We start from the raw sequence: 24,501 nt of genomic DNA, 5'->3' as shown, positions 1-24,501 counted from the left end.
TGTACATTTGATTTTAGCGAAAAAATCTCCCACAATGGATTCAAGCCTTGAAACTCTACTCCATAGTGTTGAGCAAGAGCGATCGCCGCCCAGGGTCTTTTATTTTTAATCGGGTAGTTGTAACAGTTCATCACCATCTCCCTACCCTCAAATCCGCACAAGAAGGGATTGTTGCTCTTTAATATTATCGGTGTGCTGTTCTTGGTTATGTAGTGTTTTAAAGTCTTCTAATAGTTGAAAGAAACGTTCAAATCCCTGGCTTTCATTGCTACAATAGAGCAGAATAATTTTAGCCCAACTATTAGTAGTTTGAAGATTATAAGCTGTCATCAGTTTAACTTGCAATAATACTTGAGCCCTTGTTTTTGATTTTACGTCCCCAACATATTGTCAATCCACCTTCATTAAGAAGTTTATGGATGAGAGATTCTAATTCTTCAATTGATTTGAATAATTTATTTGCAATATATTCTTTTGCTGAATGCCATACCAATTCCATTAAATTATAATCGGGACTATAGGGGGGTAAAAACTCCAAAATAATGTTTGGCATTTCTTCCGTGCTCTCGTCTAGAATTTCTTGCTTTTTGTGGAAGCTCGCATTATCTAAAATAATCACAATCTTCAGACCATTCTTTTCAAAGTCTTCTTTTTTATTTCCTTGTTCTATCCATTCTCTTTGTATGTCTTTGTAAAATTTTAATAATACACTCTTGAAGTTCTGAGAGTTACCAGTGGGAATCAAATCAACCCACCGTTTTTTGTCAGTATATCTAATACCACCCATTACATTGACTCTTCCTTTTCTTCTATCTCCCCTCACTTTTTTACGCTTTCCTTTTTTTGTCCAATGTTTTCTCCGTATTACTCTTAAGCTGAAGCCACTTTCATCCCAAAACCATATCTGGATTGATTCTGGCTTTTCTTTCAAAAGCTTCTTGTACTCTTCAACTTTCTTTCTAAATTCCTCTCTTTTTTGCTCATCTTGTTTATCTTCTAGACTATATTTTGCCCAAATATAGACAAATCGCTTTTTTTTAAGCATATTTCTAAGTTGTGTATTTCCTAACAATATACCCGTTTCTTTTTCCATATGAGTTGATAGTCTTGCTACTGTCCAACGTCCAAATTCATATCCAAACTCTTCAGGCTCTTTGATTATTATCTCCGTCAATTTCTCTATGTAGGGCTTGCTGAAAAAGTCAAAAAACGAAAGAAATGTGGGTTAGGGAAGTATGGACTGAAAAAGCATAGATAACTTATCCTTATGGAAACAAATCAAAATACAGATTTTGTTTAATCTATTGTTCCTTTCTGTCTAAAAAGGTCAACACAAATCACTCCTCACAAAAGAGAGGAAAATTAACACCATTTTTCACAAGAAAAACGACTCTACAACTTTTTACTTTTTGTCTTCTGAAGTAGAGTAGAAAGATTCATTACCAAAAAGTTCATCGCAATTACCGTTTCCGAGGTCTCAGGTAGTTTGGCCATCACTCGACCAAGACTAAATTTCCTCTTTCCCTGTCCGAATTTACCCTCAATGGCATTACGCACTCTTTCATCTGAGCGTGCCTCTTTCTTTTTTTCTTTGCTCACCTCTTTCGGCGGTCTTCCCAATCGGGGACCACTCATTCTTATATCCCTTTCTTTACAATAAGCTCGATTCGCTTTTGTTCGATAGATTTTATCCACATGAACCGATTCCGGATAACATCCTGTTTCCCTTTTATATTCTTCTATTCGCGCTTGTAAATCTCCCGATTCGTTGTAATTATCCCAACTTAATTTGTCTAAGAAGACAAAGCCATTCACATTACTTGCCGATATTTTAGCTCCAAACTCTACTGCTTTTCCCGCTTTTCCACGCACTATTGGACGCACGTGAGGTTGGCTTACACTCACAATTCTGTTTTCTACTTTATTTGTCTTTTTTTCATACATTTCTAACTGTTGCTCATACACTTTTCCTATCGTTACAAGCTCTTCTTGCTCTTTTTTCGTTAGTTTTTCTAACTTTGCTCCCTCTTCTATCATTTTTTCTATATGAGACAAGTTTCTTTTTATATATCCTAGTTGTTTTTTTGTTCCTTTTCTTCTTTCTTTTTTTGACACACGACGTTTTTTTGCTATGGCTAAGTACTCTTTTCTTGCCACTTCCCTATAAGTCCTCGGCTTTTCTTTCCTTTTCTCTTTTATTTCTTCATACAGCTTATCTATTATTTTTTCTGTTTTTTCTCTGGCATCATTCAATATTCCTATATCCGTTGGATATTTTATATCTGCTGGTGTACAAGTCGCATCTAACAATAACTTTCCTTCATTTTCTTTTTTTTCTGACGCTACACCCGTCGCTTTTTTTCTATTTCTTTATTAATTTTATTTATTTATTAATTCCATTCCTATTTTTTTACGAAAATGAACCATCATTGACGCATTAAATGCTTCTTTGCTACTATAGCTTTCCATTCCTATAAAGTACTGTAAATAAGGGTTCTCTTTTATTTGTTCTACTGTTTCTCTGTCACTTTTTCCTGAAATTTCTTTGATAATTAATGCTCCTAATGCCATTCTAAATGATTTGGCTGGGGCTCCTTTTTTTTCTGTGAAGTTTTTTGCATATTCTTCCTCATATTCTTCCCAGGGAATCATTTTTGACATTTCTATCCAACGATTTTCTTCGTCTAACTGCCCGCCGAACAGATTTTTCAAGTTTTCTGGTGTTTCAATTGAGTACTGTTGCTTTCGGTACATCTGCTTTCTCTCTTCTTAATGCAATGGTTTTGAGGCATTCTACCCTATTTTCGTGCATTCTAGCGGTTCTTAATTCGCCTACTATTTTTCTCCGTAAAGGTTTCAGCTTTTTTCAGCAAGCCCTAACTATTAATAGCAGCTACACAGAAACCAATAGTGCAAATATCAATATTCAACTGGGAGGAAGCACCGCAGGAACTAACTTTGATCAAGTGGATATTAATGGAAATGCCGCTTTTGATGGAACATTGAATGTTAGCCTACTGAATAACTTTACTCCCACTCTTGGTAGTACCTTTGATGTTTTGACCTATGACTCTTTAAATTCTTCATCTAATCTTGACTTTACTGGTTTAAGTATCAACTCTACTGGGTGCGACCTTTAGTTGATAAAAGCTGTTGTAATCAGGGTTCTACAGGGAACCCATATTGATCAAGTTTTGCCCAAAATTGACTCCATCGTTCGGGTGTGACCTTTAGTTGATGAAGGAAAAGAAAAGTGTTAACATGGGATGAAAAGTGACAAAGAGGAAACAATGATGACAGCAAAACTAATTAATGTAGAGGGTTCAAAGATAAAAATAGAACTAACATTAGAACTCAGTCGTTCAATGTTGGATACAGAAATAAATATTCAAAAAGGCTTAAACGAAGTAGGTTGCATCGCCAGCAAAGAAGCCTTGAAATATTTAGATACAGATGGTTCACCCTTAAAAATCGGTGAAGAAATCTGGAAGAGTAAGGGAGAGCAACCGAAAGAATATCAAACACCTTATGGTGAGGTTATAGTGAATCGTCATGTATATCAGCGTTCAGTAGGAGGAAAAACGTATTGCCCCTTAGAAAGAGAAGCAAGGATAATCATAACATCAACGCCATTATTGGCAAAACAGGTATCCTCAAAAATGTCAGGGATGGCAGGCAAAGAGGTGAAAAATGATTTATTAGAAAATCATGGTAGAAAAGTAGCGCTATCCTATATCCAAAGATTGAGTGAAGCAGTAGGAAGTGTGGTACAGGCAAAAGAAGAAGCGTGGAGTTATGCCCCGCCCAAGGAGGATAGCCAAATTGCAACAGTGGGAATAGGATTAGATGGAACCTGTATGCTGATGTGTGAGGATGGCTACCGTGAAGCAATGGTGGGAACCGTTTCCCTATACGATAGTGAAGGCGAACGTCAACATACAATCTATCTAGGTGCGGCACCAGAGTATGGAAAAAAGAGTTTTCTAGAAAGATTAGAAAGAGAAATTGAGCGAGCGAAAAACCGTTATCCAGAGGCAACATTGGTCGGGATAGCAGACGGGGCAGAATCAAATTGGAAGTTTTTAGAAAAGCAAACGGAAGAACAGATATTAGATTTCTATCATGCCTCTGGTTACTTAGGTGCCTTGGCAGAAGCGTTGCATCCGAATACCGTGTCAAAACAAAAAGAATGGTTGACTGAAAATTGTCGAGAACTCAAGCATGAAAAAGGAAAAGCAGGAGAACTGCTAAATCTGATGAAAGAAGTCAAAGAAGAAAAAAGTCATTCTAAGAATCTTACCGAGAAACTACAAGCGGCGATTACTTATTACGAGAATCATCAGCATCAAATGGATTATGCTGAATACATAGAGAAAAAGTATCCGATTGGTTCAGGTGTTACGGAAGCAGCTTGTAAGACGTTGGTCAAACAACGATTATGTTGTTCAGGGATGCGATGGAAGGAAAAAGGAGCAGGAATTATTTTGAGCCTACGAGCTTTGGTATTGACCAAGGAACGATGGAGTCAATTTTGGGCAAAACTTGATCAATATGGGTTCCCTGTAGAACCCTGATTACAACAGCTTTTATCAACTAAAGGTCGCACCCCATCGTTCCTTCGTCAATACCAAAGCTCGTAGGCTCAAAATAATTCCTGCTCCTTTTTCCTTCCATCGCATCCCTGAACAACATAATCGTTGTTTGACCAACGTCTTACAAGCTGCTTCCGTAACACCTGAACCAATCGGATACTTTTTCTCTATGTATTCAGCATAATCCATTTGATGCTGATGATTCTCGTAATAAGTAATCGCCGCTTGTAGTTTCTCGGTAAGATTCTTAGAATGACTTTTTTCTTCTTTGACTTCTTTCATCAGATTTAGCAGTTCTCCTGCTTTTCCTTTTTCATGCTTGAGTTCTCGACAATTTTCAGTCAACCATTCTTTTTGTTTTGACACGGTATTCGGATGCAACGCTTCTGCCAAGGCACCTAAGTAACCAGAGGCATGATAGAAATCTAATATCTGTTCTTCCGTTTGCTTTTCTAAAAACTTCCAATTTGATTCTGCCCCGTCTGCTATCCCGACCAATGTTGCCTCTGGATAACGGTTTTTCGCTCGCTCAATTTCTCTTTCTAATCTTTCTAGAAAACTCTTTTTTCCATACTCTGGTGCCGCACCTAGATAGATTGTATGTTGACGTTCGCCTTCACTATCGTATAGGGAAACGGTTCCCACCATTGCTTCACGGTAGCCATCCTCACACATCAGCATACAGGTTCCATCTAATCCTATTCCCACTGTTGCAATTTGGCTATCCTCCTTGGGCGGGGCATAACTCCACGCTTCTTCTTTTGCCTGTACCACACTTCCTACTGCTTCACTCAATCTTTGGATATAGGATAGCGCTACTTTTCTACCATGATTTTCTAATAAATCATTTTTCACCTCTTTGCCTGCCATCCCTGACATTTTTGAGGATACCTGTTTTGCCAATAATGGCGTTGATGTTATGATTATCCTTGCTTCTCTTTCTAAGGGGCAATACGTTTTTCCTCAAAGGTGAACGCTGATATACATGACGATTCACTATAACCTCACCATAAGGTGTTTGATATTCTTTCGGTTGCTCTCCCTTACTCTTCCAGATTTCTTCACCGATTTTTAAGGGTGAACCATCTGTATCTAAATATTTCAAGGCTTCTTTGCTGGCGATGCAACCTACTTCGTTTAAGCCTTTTTGAATATTTATTTCTGTATCCAACATTGAACGACTTAGTTCTAATGTTAGTTCTATTTTTATCTTTGAACCCTCTACATTAATTAGTTTTGCTGTCATCATTGTTTCCTCTTTGTCACTTTTCATCTCATGTTAACACTTTTCTTTTCCTTCATCAACTAAAGGTCACACCCACTCTACTCTTCAGTTTTTACCTCAATGGTTTAGCAACAAGCTAACTCTAAAAGTTGTTGAAAAATCATCTACAAACTTAGCGATCGCGGCGACCAATGCGAATCAGACAGAAGGAAATTCAGGGAATAAAGCATTTACCTTTACCGTCACACGGTCTGGTTCAACAACAGAAATAAACAACGTTAATTGGGCAGTCACAGGCACAGGAACTAACCTTGCTAATGCTGCTGACTTTGGTGGAACTTTGCCGTCGGGAATCGTTACCTTTGCTGCGAATGAAACCTCTAAGGTGATTACCGTCAACGTCAGTGGAGACACAACAGTTGAACTCGATGAAAACTTTACCGTCACTCTTTCCAATCCTACCAATGGAGCTACTCTTGGAACAGCAACGGCTATAGGAACTATTTTAAATGATGATTTCCCTTCCATCACTCTAGCAGTATCACCAACAAATGTTACAGAAGATGGAACAGCAAACTTAGTTTATACCTTCACTCGTACAGGGTTAATAACCAACCCTCTCAACGTTAATTACACCATTGGAGGAACCGCAACCAACGGCACAGATTACGCAACGATCACAAACAGTGTCATCTTTGCGGCTAACTCTGCCACAGCAACCGTTACCGTAAATCCCACAGCCGATACCACCATAGAAAACAACGAAACCGTAGCTTTAACCCTAGCAACAGGAACAGGCTACACCATTGGAACAACAACAGCCGTAACAGGAACCATCACTAATGACGACGGCCCCATCATTAGCTTGGGATTAAACTATAGTGCCATCAGCGAAGATAGCCCCAACAACTTCATCTATACTTTCACCCGCACAGGAGCCACAACCAACGCCCTGATCGTTAACTACAGCATTGCAGGAACAGCCGATGTAACAGACTACACAGGCGCAACCCCAGGCACGAACCAAACCATCAGCTTTGCGGCAGATTCAGCCACCGCCACACTGACCCTTGATCCAACTGCTGACACCACCCTAGAAACCAACGAAACTGTTATCTTACAACTAGCAAGTGGAACAGGTTATACAATCAACACAACAGCTGCCCAAACCGCCACTATCATTAACGATGACAACACTCGCAACCAACAAGGAACCAATGGTAACAGTGTTTTATTAGGAAAAAATTACAGCGACTACCTCACAGGGGGAACGGGTAATGACATTCTCAACGGTGCAGGCAACGGTGACTACCTCACAGGAGCAGCAGGAAATGATACCCTCACAGGAGGAAGCGGAAGTGATACCTTTTTCTTCGCTAATCCCAATCTCGGAATAGATACCATCACAGACTTTACTCCCAACGAAGATACCATTTTTATCTCTGCTTCAGGCTTCGGCAGTGGTTTAATAGCAGGGAATCCCTTAACCCAAACCCAATTTATTCTTGGCTCCAGTGCGACCAGCGCGAGTCAGCGTTTTATTTATAACTCCACCGACGGAGCTTTATCATTTGATGCTGATGGAAACGGACTAGGAACTTCCAAACAAATTGCAACCTTGAGTGTCGGTTTAGCCCTAACGTCTGAGGATATTTTTGTAGGTTAACAGGGGTTGAACCTTAGCGATCGCGTTTTTTCTTAATCGGGAAAGTGCGATCGCTGTTTTTCTTAATCGGGAAGAGGCGATCGCGTTTTTTCTTAATCGGGAAAGTGCGATCGCTGTTTTTCTTAATGGGTGTGACCTTTAGTTGATGAAGGAAAAGAAAAGTGTTAACATGGGATGAAAAGTGACAAAGAGGAAACAATGATGACAGCAAAACTAATTAATGTAGAGGGTTCAAAGATAAAAATAGAACTAACATTAGAACTCAGTCGTTCAATGTTGGATACAGAAATAAATATTCAAAAAGGCTTAAACGAAGTAGGTTGCATCGCCAGCAAAGAAGCCTTGAAATATTTAGATACAGATGGTTCACCCTTAAAAATCGGTGAAGAAATCTGGAAGAGTAAGGGAGAGCAACCGAAAGAATATCAAACACCTTATGGTGAGGTTATAGTGAATCGTCATGTATATCAGCGTTCACCTTTGAGGAAAAACGTATTGCCCCTTAGAAAGAGAAGCAAGGATAATCATAACATCAACGCCATTATTGGCAAAACAGGTATCCTCAAAAATGTCAGGGATGGCAGGCAAAGAGGTGAAAAATGATTTATTAGAAAATCATGGTAGAAAAGTAGCGCTATCCTATATCCAAAGATTGAGTGAAGCAGTAGGAAGTGTGGTACAGGCAAAAGAAGAAGCGTGGAGTTATGCCCCGCCCAAGGAGGATAGCCAAATTGCAACAGTGGGAATAGGATTAGATGGAACCTGTATGCTGATGTGTGAGGATGGCTACCGTGAAGCAATGGTGGGAACCGTTTCCCTATACGATAGTGAAGGCGAACGTCAACATACAATCTATCTAGGTGCGGCACCAGAGTATGGAAAAAAGAGTTTTCTAGAAAGATTAGAAAGAGAAATTGAGCGAGCGAAAAACCGTTATCCAGAGGCAACATTGGTCGGGATAGCAGACGGGGCAGAATCAAATTGGAAGTTTTTAGAAAAGCAAACGGAAGAACAGATATTAGATTTCTATCATGCCTCTGGTTACTTAGGTGCCTTGGCAGAAGCGTTGCATCCGAATACCGTGTCAAAACAAAAAGAATGGTTGACTGAAAATTGTCGAGAACTCAAGCATGAAAAAGGAAAAGCAGGAGAACTGCTAAATCTGATGAAAGAAGTCAAAGAAGAAAAAAGTCATTCTAAGAATCTTACCGAGAAACTACAAGCGGCGATTACTTATTACGAGAATCATCAGCATCAAATGGATTATGCTGAATACATAGAGAAAAAGTATCCGATTGGTTCAGGTGTTACGGAAGCAGCTTGTAAGACGTTGGTCAAACAACGATTATGTTGTTCAGGGATGCGATGGAAGGAAAAAGGAGCAGGAATTATTTTGAGCCTACGAGCTTTGGTATTGACCAAGGAACGATGGAGTCAATTTTGGGCAAAACTTGATCAATATGGGTTCCCTGTAGAACCCTGATTACAACAGCTTTTATCAACTAAAGGTCGCACCCTTCTTAATCGGGAAGAGGCGATCGCTTTTTTCCTACTAAAGGGGAAGAGGCGATCGCTTTTTTCTGGCTGAAGGGAGAGAGGGAACTGGTATCGTCTGATCAAAGTTGGAAAAAGTTATGGTGTAAGGCTTTGAGAAAATAGAAAAATAGTTTAAGACTAGACATCGGCCCGTTTTTATTATACTATTATTATTGTCATTATATCAAAGAAAAAGGAAACAGAAAACAATGTCAATATTAAAGAAAAGCTCTATGAAAATCCTGAATGATGTTGGCTTGTGCCAAGAGAAAGAGGATGCCTTATTCAAGAAAAACTGTCCTCATTGCTATAGTGAAAATGTAAAAATACATTCTCATTATCAAACGAAAGGTAACGGGGAACGTAAAATGTTCATTTGTCAAGAATGTAGTTCTTGTTTTGCTGAGACTTATGGTAGCGTAATCGCTGGCTTAGAAACCCCATTAAGTGAAATTATAAAAGTATTAAAAGCCAGAATGGAAGGAATAGGATTGAATGCAGCAGCCCGAGTATTCGGCTACGCGAAAACAACAATATTGAATTGGGAAAAGAAATTATCAGGATTACAAGAGACATTATTTTTATACGCCTTAGTGAATGAATTTGTTAAATTAGTAATAGAAGGGGATGAACTATACACAAAAGTTGGAAAAAATAAAGAAGCAAGTGCCTCTGAGGGGTGGACAATCGTGCTCATGGACAGGGCTAGCCGCTTTATTTGGCATTTAAAATGTGGTCGAAAAGAGCAGAAATTATTTCTAGAAGCAATGATGACGGTAGCGGAATTATTTGAAAGGAGTGCAGAATCTCTCCAGTTATTTACAGATGGAGAAAAGCGATATAGTCAACTGCTATTTAATATTTGTCACGAAGTATTAAGGACTGGGAAGCGAGGTCGTCCCACCAAAGTATTACCGAAGGGTATGGTGGTAAGATTAAAAAATAAGAGTAGTAAACGTCGAGATTCTGAGGGTAAACTAGAGAAAGTAGAAACTCCGAAAACTGAACATCCTGAGACAACAGAAAAACCAGAAGACAAGGATGTTCATGCCAACCACGTTGAGGCATTTAATAGTTCTCTACGACGCTATTTAGCCGCCTTTCGTCGTCGAACAAATACTTATGCTAAATCTGTTGTGGGATTACAGCGAGTGCTAGATATTTTCTGGATGGTTCATAACTTTGTTCGCAGCCATTTTACGACTAGAGAAGTTCCTGCTGTAGCTCTCGGTATAATTGAAAAGGGGTTAACTTGGGAGGACTTACTCCAAATTCGCCTGATTTCTTGAACCTCTCGTATTGCAACGTTTGTAGCTTCTAGCTAGACGATACCAGTGCCGGAGAGAGGCGATCGCGTTTTTTCTTAATCGGGAAGAGGCGATCGCTGTTTTTCTTAATCGGGAAGAGGCGATCGCGTTTTTTCTTAATCGGGAAAGTGCGATCGCTGTTTTTCTTAATCGGGAAGAGGCGATCGCCTTGGTTGTGGTTTTGCAAATTGTTTGGTAAATTACAAGGGATTGAGAGCAGAAGGACGACGGTTAATCACTTGGTCAATCAGTCCGTATTCCTTGGCATCAACCGCCGACATAAAGAAATCCCGTTCCGTATCTTCAATAATGCGATCTAAGGGTTGTCCCGTATGGTTGGCCAAATGTTGATTCAGCAGACCCTTGAGATAAAGAATTTCTTTCGCCTGAATTTCAATATCGGTGGCTTGACCCTGGGCTCCTCCCAATGGTTGGTGGATCATAATGCGCGAGTTGGGTAGGCTCATCCGCTTACCTTTGGCTCCAGCACTCAATAAGAACGCGCCCATACTGGCAGCCAGACCGATACAAATGGTGGAAACATCAGGGCGAATTTGGTTCATCGTATCAAAAATACCTAAACCAGCCGAAACGGAGCCGCCAGGGGAATTGATGTAGAGATAAATATCCTTTTCGGGGTCTTCAGCTTCAAGAAATAAGAGTTGGGCGACAACTAGGTTGGCATTTTCATCCCGTACTTCCTGTCCGAGAAAGACAATCCGTTCACGCAGCAGACGGGAATAGATATCAAAGGCACGCTCGCCACGGCCAGAGGTTTCAATAACAGTAGGGATCATGGAGAGTTTTGTTGGCTCGAATCAGGTGTGTTTAGATTGTGCCATATTCCCCGACCGTCTTGCTACTTGCTACACTAAGAAACCGAAAGATTAGTGCGATTCAAGAACGGTTTGCTGTATCCATAGATACTGGTATTCTTGGTCTGTGTGACGGCTCTGGGCGATTACGGCATTTCGGTTTAACTGCATTTGTCACTCATGTTAACCCCCCAATTGATGACAGGCTCTAGAGATTACCAAAGCCTTTTTTCTTTTTCTCTTTTTTCTTTTTGCCCTTAGTATTGCTGCCTGCATAGCCCCGAAATCCTGGCGGCATGGGTCGATTCATTCCCATCCCAGGCATGCCACCGCCCATCCCAGGCATTCCCATTCCGGGCATTCCCATTCCGGGCATTCCGCCCATGCCCATTTGCTGCATCATTGATCGCATTCGGGTAAAGTTAGTCACCAGTTTGGAAACATCGCTTTCGCCATGACCTGATCCCTTGGCAATGCGACGGCGACGACTAGGCGATTTGGCTAATAAATCGGGATTTTTGCGCTCTTCAATGGTCATGGAGTTGATCATCGCTTCGGTGCGTTTTAGTTCTCCTTCCCCTTTTTCGATATCACTACTGCTAAGTTTATTCATCCCCGGAATCAGTTTAAGCAAACCCCCGAAAGATCCCATATTTTTCATCAAACGCATTTGCTTCAGGAAGTCATCAAAGTCAAAGGTGGCTGACCTGATCTTCGTTTGCATTTTTTCCACATCGCCAATATCGATCGCCTCTTGTGCTTTTTCAACGAGGGTTAACACATCCCCCATATTAAGAATGCGGCTGGCCAGGCGATCGGGGTAAAACGGTTGTAGGGCCTCTACTTTTTCGCCAACCCCGACAAATTTAATAGGCTGTCCTGAGACTTGACGAACGGAAAGGGCTGCTCCTCCTCTGGTATCCCCATCTAGCTTGGTTAAAATGGCTCCCGTAATACCAATTTCATCTTGAAAGGTACGAGTTAAATTAGCGGCTTCCTGACCGGTCATGGCATCTACCACCAGCAAGGTGTCATCGGGATTGACCACCGCCTTAATACGGGCTAACTCAGCCATCATTTCAGGATCAATTTGCAAACGTCCTGCTGTATCGATCAGAACGGTATCGACTCCTAATTCTTTGGCTCTTTCGACCCCTAGCCGAGCGATTTCGACGGGATCGGCATCTCCTCCCATTTCAAAAACGGGAACATCAATCTGCTGACCCAGGGTAATTAATTGATCGATCGCCGCCGGACGATAGACATCTGTGGCCACCATCAAGGCACTGCGATTTTCTTTCCGTAGAAAAAGGGCTAATTTTGCCGTTGCGGTGGTTTTCCCTGTTCCCTGTAAACCTGCCATTAAAATGACAGTGGGCTTTTTCTCGGCATTAGCGAGAGGAACATTACTTTCCCCCATCACTGCCACTAATTCGTCATAAACAATTTTGATAAATTGCTGACCTGGATTGACCCCTGAAATAACCTCGGCTCCCTGAGCCTTTTTCTCAACTTCGGCAATGAAGTGTTTGACCACCTGGAGGCTAACATCGGCGGATAGTAGGGCGCGGCGTACTTCCTGAAGGGCCTCTTGGATATTGCTGGCAGAAATTTTATCTTGGCCACGGAGCTTTTTCCAGGCATCCTCTAGGCGATCGGCGAGAGCATCAAACATGGTCTTTCGGTTGGGGGATAATCGGCACTATTGTCTAGCATAGTCTGAAGGCTGATTCTCTGGCAATTATCGGTAAGAGGTAATTAGTCACCGCAATAGAGAAGGAAATTATTGAGAATGAGAAGCAAATGAAAAAAGTAAAGAATAATGTTTGACCACTCCTTAATTTTTCTATTCCTTTACGGATTGTTCGTCGATTCCACCCTAGTTCACGTTCTGCTAAGATTTGTCCCTCTATTCCTAATCCTTTTACTACCTCTGCCATGAATTGTCTTCTGTCGCTATCTTTTAGTTTTTTTGCTGTTTTGATGTACAACGATTTTAGGTCTTCACTGATTTCCGTGACTGATTTTTCGGCATACCATTTACCTTTTTGTTAAAACTTTCTTTCTTTTTCTATTTTATCGGCTCATTTATTTTATGGGTGTCTCTCCAACAATACCAGTACATGGTCGAAAGTAACAAGGTAAATCGGAAGCGAGGGATCACGTAAGGAAATACTATTGAGAAACGCGATCGCATTATCAATAACGTTATCATTGGCAAGTAGATAAATACCTTGATTCATAATTTCACACAAGCAATACTGTTTCTTTCAGAAAATGGGCAAATATATGTTAAATTCGATGACGAACTAAACTATTTTCATAGTTATGATCTCAGAGATCCCCAAAAAGAGCACTGTTTTTACCCTACCAGTCCACCTTCTCAATGACTATAGCAATTGCCTGATGGGTTGTCTAAAAGAAAAGCAAGGTGCTCACGTTGTTACCTTGAACTCTGAGATGGTCATGCTGGCGGAAGCAAATCCAGAGGTGAGCGAGATTATCCGTCAAGCTGATCTAGTGATTCCTGATGGGGCTGGGGTTATTTTATACCTACGACTAGAAGGGGAACAACAAAAACGTTGTCCAGGGATTGAACTGGCTGAATCCTTGATCACCCAAGTAGCGGACATGGATAATCCACCGTTAATAGTTTTCTATGGTGGACAGCCAGGTGTAACTAAGCAGGCTGCTTATTATTGGGAATTGCGGTTTCCTCATCTCAATATTTTGACCAATCATGGATATTTATCGACCGAAGAACAGCAGGAGTGGTGTCAAACGCTTGCTGAAAAACAACCTCAGATTATTCTCGTCGGTTTGGGGGTTCCTCGTCAGGAAACCTGGATTCGAGAACACCGCCATCTCTGTCCTCATGCTATCTGGATTGGTGTCGGAGGAAGTTTTGATGTTTGGTCGGGGCAGAAACAAAGAGCCCCTCAATGGTTTTGTGATAATAATCTAGAGTGGTTTTATCGTCTCTACCAAGAACCCTGGCGTTGGAAAAGGATGTTAGTTCTTCCTCAATTTTTGTTACGCACTTTAGTGGCTCGCAAATAGGACTTATCAGGGTCAGGAGCAGCCTTGAAGTATCAACTTTTTTTCTAGGGCTGCTGTTAAGCTTTCTCTCTGCCCAATTTTCCACTTCAGGATTTTGAATGTAATAGTTCCTGACACCTTTATGAGACAGAAAGCGTTATGTTACCGCATTTTACAACAACGGAAATCGTTATCCCGCGCCAATCTCAGCGATCGCATTTTTTAATGGGATTAAGGGCGATCGCTTTTCAATGTGTTAAGCTTGTGGTCATTACTCGGTTTCTCATCTATTAATCTAAAATGGAAGGGGCGCGACGAGGCGGAAACGATGTCGATGATGATTGAAACGGATTTAAAGGATGTTCTCAATCAGTTAGGCCAACGTTTTGACCGTCTGGAGCAGAAGTTAGATAAAATTGAGAGTGATCTAACTGATCTGAAGGTTGATATGGCAACGGTTAAGGCTGATTTGACGACGGTAAAAGAGGAAGTGAAAGACCTTAGAGGTAGTCAACGTGCTCAGATATGGGCATTAATCGGGATTATTTTTACTGCGGTAGTCAGTGCGGTTATTAAGTTTGGCTTTTTCTCTAATGTTTAAACAAGGTCAATATCATGATCAAAACAATAATTACCTCAGAAGTATTTGTCGCTTATTCGCAATGTCCTCTTAAGGCATTTTTGCTCTTGTTTTCAGATGATCAAGGGGTTTTCCATGATTACCCAAGTATTTTAGAAGAACGAAGACAAGTTAATAAAATACAGTATCTAAAAAAAATTAAGCAATCTTACGAAAATGTCGAACAATATAAGCAACATGATTCAAATGAAAAGCAATTTTTGATTGAGGGAATACTTAAAGCTGAATGTTGGGAAGCTCATTGTGATATTTTAACTAAAGTTGAGCCAAATACATCAAATAAAGCAATCTATGAACCAACTATTATTGTTGGAACTTATAGTATTACACCAGAACAAAAAACAGAACTTTTATTTATTGGGCAAGTTTTAGGTCTAATTCAAGAGCAATTACCTGGAACGGGAAAAATTGTAGGGATGGATGGAAAATCACACAATGTAAAGCTGGAAAGTGGGTATAAAGCGATCGCTCCATTCATAAAGATATTAAAACAGTGGGCAGAAGAAAAACCGACTCAAACTCCTGCTTTGATTCTAAATCGGCATTGTTCTGACTGCCAATTCCAGAATTTATGTCAAGCAAAGGCTGAACAGGAAGATAATCTGAGTCTTTTAAATCACGTTACTTCAAAGGTCATTCGACATTATGAAAAGAAAGGGATTTTTACGATTAAACAACTTTCTTACTTATACAAACCTCGACGACGTAACAAACGTAAAAAGAAAGACCCAGTACAATTGCATAAAATAGAATTGCAGGCTTTAGCAATTAGAACCAATAAGATTTATATCCATGAATTACCTGAATTAAACAGAAAACCAATCGAACTGTTTTTTGATATTGAGGGAATTCCTGATCAGAAGTATGAGTATCTTCTCGGATTGCTTGTATGTAATGAGACAAATTTTTGTAAGTATTATTCTTTTTGGGCGGATACTTGCGAAGATGAATTATCAATATTGCAAAAATTCATAGAAATAGTTAATCAATATCCAGATGCTCCTATCTATCATTATGGAGATTATGAATCGCGGGCAATAAACAAATTAGCGAAGCGTTATGAATCACATTTAAGTGTAGATATTGAAAGTATTAAAAACCGTCTTGTTAATATTAACACTTATATTTATGGTCGAATATATTTTCCTGTATATTCAAACAGATTGAAAACTATTGGTCGTTTTATTGGGGCTTCATGGACATCTCCAGAAGCATCTGGGTTACAAAGTCTTGTCTGGAGATACCATTGGGACAACACACAGGATGAAAAATACAAAAATTTACTACTGATTTATAATAGCGAGGACTGTCAATCCCTAAAATTATTAACTGATAAACTTTCTACAATTCAGGATTCTGTTGACACCTTATCTGAGATTGATTTTGCAGATCAACCTAAACAACCGACAACAGAAATAGGAACCAAACTACACGATCAGTTTGAGACAATTTTAAAAATTGCTCATGCCGATTATAACAAGGGAAAAATTAGCTTGCGACGAAATGAAAATGGCAATCAAGAAAAGTTAAAGCGTGGTGCTCAAAAAGGGCATGAAGGACATACGAGGAAACTTCCAAAAGCGAGTAAGTCAGTCTACATATCAACAAAAGCAAAATGCCTAACGCATGAAGATGAATTTTTAATAGAGTCAAACAACAATACGGAGTGTACGATCATTGACATCATTTGCACCAAGACTAGTATTAAAAAAACAATCATAAAGTATATTGGAAAAAAGGGTTTTTGCCAAAAATGCAATCGCTACTATAACCCATCAGAACTCACAACAGGCTATCTTGCATATGGTCATGGTTTTCAGGCTTGGGTTGTGTACAACAGACTTTTTCTTAGATTACCATATAAAATTATTACTCAGTTGTTATTAGATCAGTTCAATGAAAAAATTGGTAATGGATCAATTGCAAATTGGTTAACAGATTTTAGCAAATTTTATTCTGAAACAGAGAAAATGCTCGTTAAAAAAATATTAGAAAGCCCTTTCATTCATGCAGATGAGACAATTGTTAATATTCAAGGTTTTGATCAATATGTTTGGGTTTTTACCGATGGAATTCATGTTGTTTTTAAGCTCACTCCAACCAGAGAAGCCGCCATCGTCCACGAATTTTTGGGTAATTATTCTGGAACCCTAATTTCAGATTTTTATGCAGGCTATGACTCTGTTCAATGTAAGCAACAAAAGTGTTGGGTACATTTAATTCGAGATATGAACGATGATTTATGGAAAGCCCCCTTTGACATAGAGTATGAAAGCTTTATATTAGAAGTGCGAAATCTAATTGTGCCTATTTTGCAAACTGCCGAGGAGCATGGATTAAAAACCAAAAAACTTAGTAAATTTAATCCTAGTGTTGAAAAATTTTATGAAGACACAATAAACAAAAATTATAAATCTGAGTTAACACTCAAATACCAAAAACGGTTATTGCGTTACAGAGAAAGTTTATTTACCTTTCTTAACGAAGATAATATCCCCTGGAATAATAATACCGGAGAACGTGCGCTTAGGCATTTAGCTGTTCAAAGGAAAATTTCGGGTACTTTCTTTGAATCTATGATGCCTCACTATTTGCTGCTTCTTGGAATTATGCAAACCTGTCGATTTCAAAATAAATCTTTTCTTCAGTTTCTCTTATCAAAGGAAAAAGATATTGATAAATTTAAGAAGAAAAAACAATGATCGCTTTTCCTTGTCTATTTTTATTAATGAGAGAAAACTGTACATTTTTTTACCTTAAATAAAGAGGGCAAAACTGTGAATTTCATCACCATCAATCAATTTACTAATAACCTAAAAAACCGAATCAAACAAGTTGTTACTCAACACACTCCCCTCAAAATTACCAATCAAGACGGAGCCGATTTTGTAGTCATTAGTGTCGAAGATTGGGAGCAACAACAAGAAACCCTAGCAATTTTGCAAAATAATACTCTTATGGAACAAATCGCTAAATCCATGACTACCCATAGCCAAAATCAAGGTTACACTCCCGCGATCGCAGAACTTAATGAGATACTTAGTCTTTGAAAGCAACATCTGGGAAATTTACGAAGAACTCAGACAAAAAGATAAAAATCTGCATAAAAACCTTTGTAAATCGCCAATTCAAAAATTAGAGGCAATTAATTATTTAAACAGTTAATATCTGAGATAAATGAAAGCGATCGCCCTTTTTGGGGAATGAGGGAGAAAAAGCGATCGCCGTTATTGGTAGTGTGATCGCAGGTTGAACTAATCTGATCGAGACTTAAAAGTGAAAACTTGCCGATAAAAAGGGGCCATTAAATAATTCGGAAAAGCCAAAAGCATTACTTCCTGTACCTGTTTTATAATTAATTTCATAGAAACGATAACCTAATTGCAAAGAAATATTTTCTCTGACCCACCAATCCATCCCAAAAAGTAAATTCCAACTGTAATCCGTATCTCCTGCTAAACCAAAGCCTGACATATCGCCCCGTAACCAGAGAGTAATGGGATCGGATAATTGTAATCCTAATTTTGCACCGACCAGGGGTTCCAACCACAGCCTTCCTGCTTGAACCGTGCTTTGAGACGTGCCTTGAATATTGACTAAACTACTGGATATTTCGTAATTAATCGTATTCTGAATTTGCACATTAATATCATTAAGACGTACCCCTAAAATAGGCTGAAACCAAAAACGAGGAAATTCTTTTTCAGAAGGTGTTTTGGGCAAACTCGTGGGGGGTGTATCACCGAAATTGTAGCTAACGGCAAAGTCATAAATCCCTTGATTAAATTGGAGACTGCTATCAATATCATTATTGATTTGTTGCGGTTCCCGATTCTCTTGGAAGTTTTTAACTTTGTCGATCTGTTGTATTTTTTGATCAATTAATTCTTTATCTTGCTCAATGGTCGCTTGTAGAGTTCGTAACGGTTCACTATCTTGAATTTGTTGTAATTCTTGAACTTTTTGGCCCGCTTCTTCTAGGACAGCCCTAGTTTGCTGTAGATTTTGTTCGACTTGATCTAGGCTGGGAATGGTTCCAAGATTTTGGATTTGTTGCTGTAGGTCTTGTAATTGCTCCTGATTTTTGGCAATGGCACTATTGAGGGCGATCGCGGCTTTGAGTCCTTGATTAACTTCAAGAGGAATACCCAGGGATTGAACTTCTTGAATATTGGTGGCTAAAGTCTCTAATTTCCGACCATCTTGAGCTAATGTCTGTTGAAAAGATTTAAAATCGGTGGCTAAGGTTTCTAGAGATTGAGCATCCTGAGTCAGGGTTGCTTGGAGATTATTGACCTCCTGTTCAAGATTTTGGAGGGTTGTACTTGCCTTAAATTCTTCCTGTTCTTTCAATACCTGAATGTTTTGATCTAATTGGTTAGCAACCTGCTGGACATTAGTGTTAATGCCCTTAGTTAAAACATAGTCCACCGCATTAATCGGGCTAGGAGTGCGACTATTCGTTCGCTGGACACTGTTAATCGCATTCAAATTAGCATAGTAACCATCGATAATAAATCCCCAGTTTCCCTTCCAGGCTTCCACACGACCACTAGCCGCTACACTGAGATATTGCAATAATCGTCCTAGACTCAGGCTGTAATCAACGGTCTGTCCTTTAACGGTTGCGCTTCCGTAGGTACTAATAGGAATGGTAGCGTAGGGTTGGAAAACAAATTTCCAGCGTGCGGCTTCAGCCGTGTCTTTGGCATCGCTATCTTCTGCTGTTTGGATTGGTAGCGGTTCACTTAGTTGAGGAGAGGAAACAGATTCAGGCGGAGGTGAAATTTCTTGAGAAACTAGAGTATTTGGTGTTGGCGATAGGATTTCTAGATCGGAAGCACAGGCACTTGTCGGAGCGGGTAAAGGTTGATCTTCTGCCAAACTGGATTCAGTGGGCGTGGTCACGAAGTGTGCCTGCGACATCAGGTTTAATTTGGGGATAACTCTATTACAGGAACTAACTAATTTGTCTTCTGGAATAATTGAAGATGGTTGAACAGGATTGGCAAGCACTTTTTGTACAAATAAGCTAGAGGTGCCAATAAACAATCCTTGAATCATTAGAATTAATTGAATGGACGTTTTGAAATTTTGAAACATAGCGATCGCTCCTATGAGTATTTTGGGGATTTGTACTATTTAATTTTTGAGCATTCAAGAATAATCTGACTGACAAAAATATTAATGATACCTGTAACCATAAATTTAACCCCGATCACCAAGATTAGACCAAGAGCAAATTGTTCCCAAAAAAGGAAAAATAGATCTCCTCTTTCATAAACTAATTAAACAGAACCCAACTCAATTGGGTAATATTCTAGACTGGTGGATCGTATTTCTAGAACCTAGTCAGTCTATTCATTATGATTTATCTTATCCACAGATTCAGAATACTATCTAATTTTGCAGTTTCTCTAACCATCGGTGTAAGTCCTGCTGAACCTGAGCGTATGTTGTTTGCAAGTCTAAGATCAGAGATACTTGAGTTTTTAAGGACTCATCTTGGCTGAGTTTCTCTAGTTGCTGACAAAGATCGGCTAAGGCTTTAGCTCCAATGGAAGCACTACTCGATTTTAAGGAATGGGCTAGAAAACTCACCTCTTGGCTATTTTTTGCCTGCCACGATAATTGTATTTTTTGGATTAATTCTAGACTTTCTGAGAGATAGCAATTCAGCATTTCCTGCATTAGCTGAAAATCATTATTACACAAGGTTTCTAGCATAAATTGTAAAATACTTTCCTCCACCCAGGATACACTGCTTTCTTCGATTGAGGGCGGGTTAAAAACGACATTAGAAGGTTTAGAAAAACTGACTAGAATTTGATTTAATTCTTGAATAACAACGGGTTTACTAATATAATCATCCATCCCCGCTGCCAAGCAATTTTCGCGATCGCCAGGCATGGCATTGGCAGTCATGGCAATAATTTTAGGTTGAGGATAATCCTGTTTTTGACGAATACAGCGACTCGTTTCTAAGCCATCTAGATTGGGCATTTGAACATCCATTAAAATGAGATCATAGTCTTTTTGCTCAATCATCTTTAAAACCTCTAGACCATCATTGGCAATATCCGCTTGATATCCTAGAATTTTAAGCATTTGTCCTGCGACCTTTTGATTGACTAAATTATCTTCTGCTAACAAAATAGATAAATCCTTGACGCTGGAGCTAGAAAGTTCTATCGGCTCTGGGATAACTTCTATGCTAGACGGGAGAGATGAATGATGAAAAACCGTAATGAGTGTATTAAACAAATGGGATTGACGTAGAGGTTTATGTAAGATAGCAGTAAATTGCCCCTGTACCGATTCATTTAAAGCTGTTTGGCTTAAGGAAGTGAGCAAAATGAGGGGAATATTCTGGCAATGGGGGAATTGATGAAGTTGCTCGGCTAACATGGCTCCATCCATCATCGGCATGAGCATATCTAATAAACCTAGCTCAAAAGAATTGCCCTCGCTTAACCACTCTAGAGCCTCCTGTCCAGAGCTAAAGGCGATCGGTTCCATGCCCCAAAACTGGGTTTGAGTTAATAAAATTTTGCGATTGGTCGCATTATCATCCACAATAAGTACCCGCTTGCCAACCAGAGAACCGAGATTATTTTCAGAATAGTTCTGAGCTTCATTTTTAACAGTTGTTGTCAGTATGGTAAAGAAAAAAGTTGAACCGACACCGACTTGACTTTCTACCCACATTTCTCCCCCCATTAGGTGGGCCAGACGTTGACTAATGACTAACCCTAAGCCAGTGCCACCATACTCTCTTGTCGTAGAAGAATCGACTTGACTAAAGGCTTTAAAGAGACGATCTAGACGATTAACTGGAATACCAATCCCCGTATCTTGGATGCTAAATTCTAATTTATAGGTGGGGATAAAAGACTGGGTGGGAAAGCTTTCTGCTGCCGAACTCTCTAGGGAGTAGGGAGCTGCTTTAACGGTAACGATAACTTCACCTTGGTGGGTGAATTTTAGACCATTGCCAATCAAATTAGCCAGAATTTGTCGCAAACGATTCATATCACCAGTAATAATTTCTGGAGTCGAAGGATCTAAAACGTAGGCAAGTTCTAAATTTCGTTCCATCGCCCTGGGAGCCATCAATTCTAATGTGCTCTCGATTACTTCCCGCAGATTAAAAACCTGATGCTCTAGGATCATTTTTTCCGCTTCGATCTTAGAAAAATCGAGAATGTCATTAATGATTGTTAAGAGGGAATCTCCACTCTGACGGATGGTTTCAAGGTAATCCTTTTGTCGCGTTGTTAGGGAGGTCGTTAATAATAAATCAGTCATGCCAATCACCCCATTCATCGGAGTCCGGATCTCGTGACTCATCATGGCTAAAAATTCACTTTTAGCGCGGTTGGCTGATTCGGCAGCCCATCTGGCCTGTTCGAGGTCAAGATTTTTCTCGGTTAATTCTCTGCGTCGTTCCCGCTCATTTTCTAGTAAGTTGGCCTGGGCTAAGGCAATACCCACTTGATCGGCTAAGGCTTTTAGTAGCTCGGCTTCTTCCTCAGTCCAGGTACGCTGTTGATCACATTGCTGGACGGCGATCGCGCCATTGGGTTTACCGCGATAGGAAGTTCGTACCACCATCATCGATTTGAGTTGAACCTGCTCACAAAGTGAGATCATCTCCGTCAACAGAGGATCGCTAAAAACATCATGAGACAATAACACCTCATCCACTTCCAGCATGCGACTGGCATGAGAATTATTCTCTACAGGAATAGTCGTCCCCAGCATGGAAATGTAGCCAGGTTCTAAATGTTCAGCCACCACCGGTAAACTGGGCTGAGGCTCCTTGATATAACTGTGAATGAGACAACGATTGACTTTAAAGGCTTGTCCTACCTGTTCAGCCGTGGTTTGAAAAATTAAACGAGGAGCTAAACTACTACGAATTTTCTGGGTAATTTGGCGCATTAATAGCACCTGTTCCAATTGCTTCTGTAACGCTTCCTTGGCCTGCTTGCGATCAGTAATATCCACACAGGAACCGGTATAACCAGCAAAACTGCCATCAGACAAAAAGCGGGGTATCCCCACATCCAAGACCCAACGGTATTCCCCATCAAAACGCTGTAAACGATACTCCATCTCAAACCGTTCACGTTTAGCAAAAGCAGTCAGATAGGTGTTTAAACAATCTTGATAATCATCGGGATGAACCCCTTCGGCCCAGCCATTGCCATATTCCTGTTCGAGGGTACGACCGCGAAAATCCAGCCAGGTTTGATTAAAAAAGGTGCAAAGGGTTCGAGTATCGGATACCCACAACAGGACAGGACAACTATCCGCCATATTCCGAAAACGCTGTTCACTTTCCCGCAAAATTTCTTCTGCTTGTTTGCTTTGAGTAATGTCAAAACGAATGGCTAGATATTGGTAAGGCTTACCGTGAGCATCTAAAAAAGGAACGAGGGTAGAATCGACCCAATAGTAGTTGCCATCTTTGCTGCGATTTTTAATTTCACCATGCCAAACTCGCCCACTACTAATGGTTTTCCAGAGATCTTTAAAAAATTTCGGGGAATGATAATCAGATTTGACCAAACGGTGGGTTTGTCCCAGCAATTCAGCGCGAGAATATTGGGAAAGTTGACAAAAACGGTCGTTAACGTAGGTAATCACGCCTTTGGCATCGGTAATCACTACCACTGCCGCCTCATCTAGGGCCGCCTTTTGAACGGCCAATTCTTGCAGCGTCTGCCGAAGCATTTGTTCGGTCTGCAAACGTTCACTGATATCGTTGGCAATCCCCAGAAAACCATTAATCTCTCCCTGGGCATTATGGAGTGCGGAAATGGACAGCAAAACTGGAAAACGAGTTCCATCTTGGCGAATATAGGTCCAAATTTCTTCGTTGGGTTGTTGTAGTTTAGCCTTGGCCACAAAGGTTTCAAAACCGGCTACGGGGAATCCTAATTCGGCCGTTAATTCCTGACTTCTCGCTTCGATTTCTTGGGGATCATGAATTAAGAGCGGGGTTTGTTGATGAATGATTTCGGCAGCCTGATAACCCAACATCTTTTCAGCGGCCTGATTAAAGGTTTGGATGACCCCATTCAGATCGGTGGAAATAATACTGTAATTGGTACCATCTAAAATTGCCTGATTGAGCAGCAGAGCCGCCTGTAATTCTCTTTCGACTCGTTGTTGCTCGATTAAGGCTTTTTGTAAGGATTGGCTTCTTTGACGACTGACCAAGGCATAATAAAGCGCGATCGCCACCAGGCTGGCTAGACCGAATCCCCCCAACAATGTCCAAATCGGGAAAGGCGATCGAATTTCCTTGAGGGTTCGAGGACTAGGAACCACGACCAATTGCCAAGGCAGTCCTGGCTCTCGATGGATCACGGTTCTTTGCTGCCAATCTTCAGTTTGCCAGTAGTCAGGGATATTACTAAAAACAACCTGATCCTTTTCCCGTAACTGAACTGCCGTCATTTCTACCTGAAGATAGTGGCGGGTATCCGCCTCATCCTGTTGAAGCTGCGATCGCCAAACAAAAAACGTCATCATTGACAAACTCCCCCCCGCGATTAGGGGAAAGAGCACAATTGGCGATATCCATTGAGTCAGTCTTTTCACTGTTCTTGCTCAGGTTTAAACCATTATCCTTAATATTGTTATCTTCTAGCTTGAATCTTGTTAACCGTC

12 protein-coding genes and 4 pseudogenes are annotated in these 24,501 nt (G+C 40.2%); 8 read left to right on the top strand and 8 right to left on the bottom strand.

Features of this window, described 5'->3' with window-relative positions:
• Positions 1-334: 334 nt before the first annotated feature.
• Together KA717_09915 and KA717_09910 are read right to left on the bottom strand one after the other, a co-directional pair.
• Positions 335-1,195, bottom strand: a pseudogene (locus tag KA717_09915) (IS630 family transposase).
• Between the two features lie 218 nt (positions 1,196-1,413).
• Positions 1,414-2,754, bottom strand: a pseudogene (locus KA717_09910) (IS5 family transposase).
• A 539-nt stretch (positions 2,755-3,293) separates the two neighbouring features.
• Between KA717_09910 and KA717_09905 the strand changes: the two are divergent.
• Positions 3,294-4,574, top strand: a complete 1,281-nt coding sequence (locus KA717_09905) for an ISKra4 family transposase (protein UXE64611.1) — start codon at positions 3,294-3,296, stop codon at positions 4,572-4,574.
• A gap of 15 nt (positions 4,575-4,589) precedes the next feature.
• On the opposite strand, the pseudogene KA717_09900 reads toward KA717_09905, so the two are convergent.
• A pseudogene (locus KA717_09900) lies at positions 4,590-5,838 on the bottom strand (ISKra4 family transposase).
• 247 nt (positions 5,839-6,085) lie between these two features.
• Between KA717_09900 and KA717_09895 the strand changes: the two are divergent.
• The 3 genes and pseudogenes from KA717_09895 (at position 6,086) to KA717_09885 (ending at position 10,308) form a co-directional block, all read left to right on the top strand.
• Positions 6,086-7,483 carry a hypothetical protein gene (locus KA717_09895; protein UXE64610.1) on the top strand — a complete coding sequence of 466 codons (1,398 nt, stop codon included), beginning with the start codon at positions 6,086-6,088 and terminating at the stop codon, positions 7,481-7,483.
• A gap of 201 nt (positions 7,484-7,684) precedes the next feature.
• A pseudogene (locus KA717_09890) lies at positions 7,685-8,966 on the top strand (ISKra4 family transposase).
• A 262-nt stretch (positions 8,967-9,228) separates the two neighbouring features.
• Positions 9,229-10,308 (top strand): IS1 family transposase, encoded by a 1,080-nt coding sequence (locus tag KA717_09885; protein ID UXE62968.1) that lies wholly within the window; start codon positions 9,229-9,231, stop codon positions 10,306-10,308.
• A 28-nt stretch (positions 10,309-10,336) separates the two neighbouring features.
• Here KA717_09885 and KA717_09880 read toward each other — a convergent pair whose 3' ends face one another.
• The 3 genes from KA717_09880 to ffh form a co-directional block, all read right to left on the bottom strand.
• Positions 10,337-10,513: a hypothetical protein gene (locus tag KA717_09880; protein UXE62967.1), complete on the bottom strand. Its 177-nt coding sequence runs from the start codon at positions 10,511-10,513 to the stop codon at positions 10,337-10,339.
• Positions 10,514-10,526: 13 nt separating this feature from the next.
• The gene (gene clpP / locus KA717_09875; protein UXE62966.1) at positions 10,527-11,123 is read right to left on the bottom strand and encodes an ATP-dependent Clp endopeptidase proteolytic subunit ClpP; all 597 of its coding nucleotides are present in this window, start codon (positions 11,121-11,123) and stop codon (positions 10,527-10,529) included.
• A 226-nt stretch (positions 11,124-11,349) separates the two neighbouring features.
• The gene (gene ffh, locus KA717_09870; GenBank protein ID UXE62965.1) at positions 11,350-12,816 is read right to left on the bottom strand and encodes a signal recognition particle protein; all 1,467 of its coding nucleotides are present in this window, start codon (positions 12,814-12,816) and stop codon (positions 11,350-11,352) included.
• Positions 12,817-13,547: 731 nt separating this feature from the next.
• Here ffh and KA717_09865 point away from each other — a divergent pair.
• The 4 genes from KA717_09865 (at position 13,548) to KA717_09850 (ending at position 17,870) form a co-directional block, all read left to right on the top strand.
• On the top strand, positions 13,548-14,201 hold the full coding sequence (locus tag KA717_09865) for a WecB/TagA/CpsF family glycosyltransferase (protein UXE62964.1): 654 nt from the start codon (positions 13,548-13,550) through the stop codon (positions 14,199-14,201).
• A gap of 307 nt (positions 14,202-14,508) precedes the next feature.
• On the top strand, positions 14,509-14,781 hold the full coding sequence (locus tag KA717_09860; GenBank protein UXE62963.1) for a hemolysin XhlA family protein: 273 nt from the start codon (positions 14,509-14,511) through the stop codon (positions 14,779-14,781).
• A gap of 14 nt (positions 14,782-14,795) precedes the next feature.
• Positions 14,796-17,522 (top strand): IS66 family transposase, encoded by a 2,727-nt coding sequence (locus KA717_09855; protein ID UXE62962.1) that lies wholly within the window; start codon positions 14,796-14,798, stop codon positions 17,520-17,522.
• A 75-nt stretch (positions 17,523-17,597) separates the two neighbouring features.
• Positions 17,598-17,870: a type II toxin-antitoxin system Phd/YefM family antitoxin gene (locus KA717_09850; GenBank protein UXE62961.1), complete on the top strand. Its 273-nt coding sequence runs from the start codon at positions 17,598-17,600 to the stop codon at positions 17,868-17,870.
• A 220-nt stretch (positions 17,871-18,090) separates the two neighbouring features.
• Here KA717_09850 and KA717_09845 read toward each other — a convergent pair whose 3' ends face one another.
• Both KA717_09845 and KA717_09840 read right to left on the bottom strand, forming a co-directional pair.
• The gene (locus KA717_09845) at positions 18,091-19,728 is read right to left on the bottom strand and encodes a hypothetical protein (protein UXE62960.1); all 1,638 of its coding nucleotides are present in this window, start codon (positions 19,726-19,728) and stop codon (positions 18,091-18,093) included.
• A 492-nt stretch (positions 19,729-20,220) separates the two neighbouring features.
• Positions 20,221-24,399: a PAS domain S-box protein gene (locus KA717_09840; protein ID UXE62959.1), complete on the bottom strand. Its 4,179-nt coding sequence runs from the start codon at positions 24,397-24,399 to the stop codon at positions 20,221-20,223.
• Between the last annotated feature and the right edge of the window lie 102 nt (positions 24,400-24,501).

Source organism: Woronichinia naegeliana WA131 (assembly GCA_025370055.1).
Lineage (GTDB): Bacteria > Cyanobacteriota > Cyanobacteriia > Cyanobacteriales > Microcystaceae > Woronichinia > Woronichinia naegeliana.
Note: the sequence above shows the minus strand (reverse complement) of the source record. Positions and strands in the feature narration are given on the sequence as shown.

Coding starts and splice junctions, on each gene's coding strand:
- KA717_09905 (UXE64611.1), top strand. CDS start 3,294: ATGACAGCAAAACTAATTAATGTAGAGGGTTCAAAGATAAAAATAGAA.
- KA717_09885 (UXE62968.1), top strand. CDS start 9,229: ATGTCAATATTAAAGAAAAGCTCTATGAAAATCCTGAATGATGTTGGC.
- clpP (UXE62966.1), bottom strand. CDS start 11,123: ATGATCCCTACTGTTATTGAAACCTCTGGCCGTGGCGAGCGTGCCTTT.
- ffh (UXE62965.1), bottom strand. CDS start 12,816: ATGTTTGATGCTCTCGCCGATCGCCTAGAGGATGCCTGGAAAAAGCTC.
- KA717_09865 (UXE62964.1), top strand. CDS start 13,548: ATGGGTTGTCTAAAAGAAAAGCAAGGTGCTCACGTTGTTACCTTGAAC.
- KA717_09860 (UXE62963.1), top strand. CDS start 14,509: ATGTCGATGATGATTGAAACGGATTTAAAGGATGTTCTCAATCAGTTA.
- KA717_09855 (UXE62962.1), top strand. CDS start 14,796: ATGATCAAAACAATAATTACCTCAGAAGTATTTGTCGCTTATTCGCAA.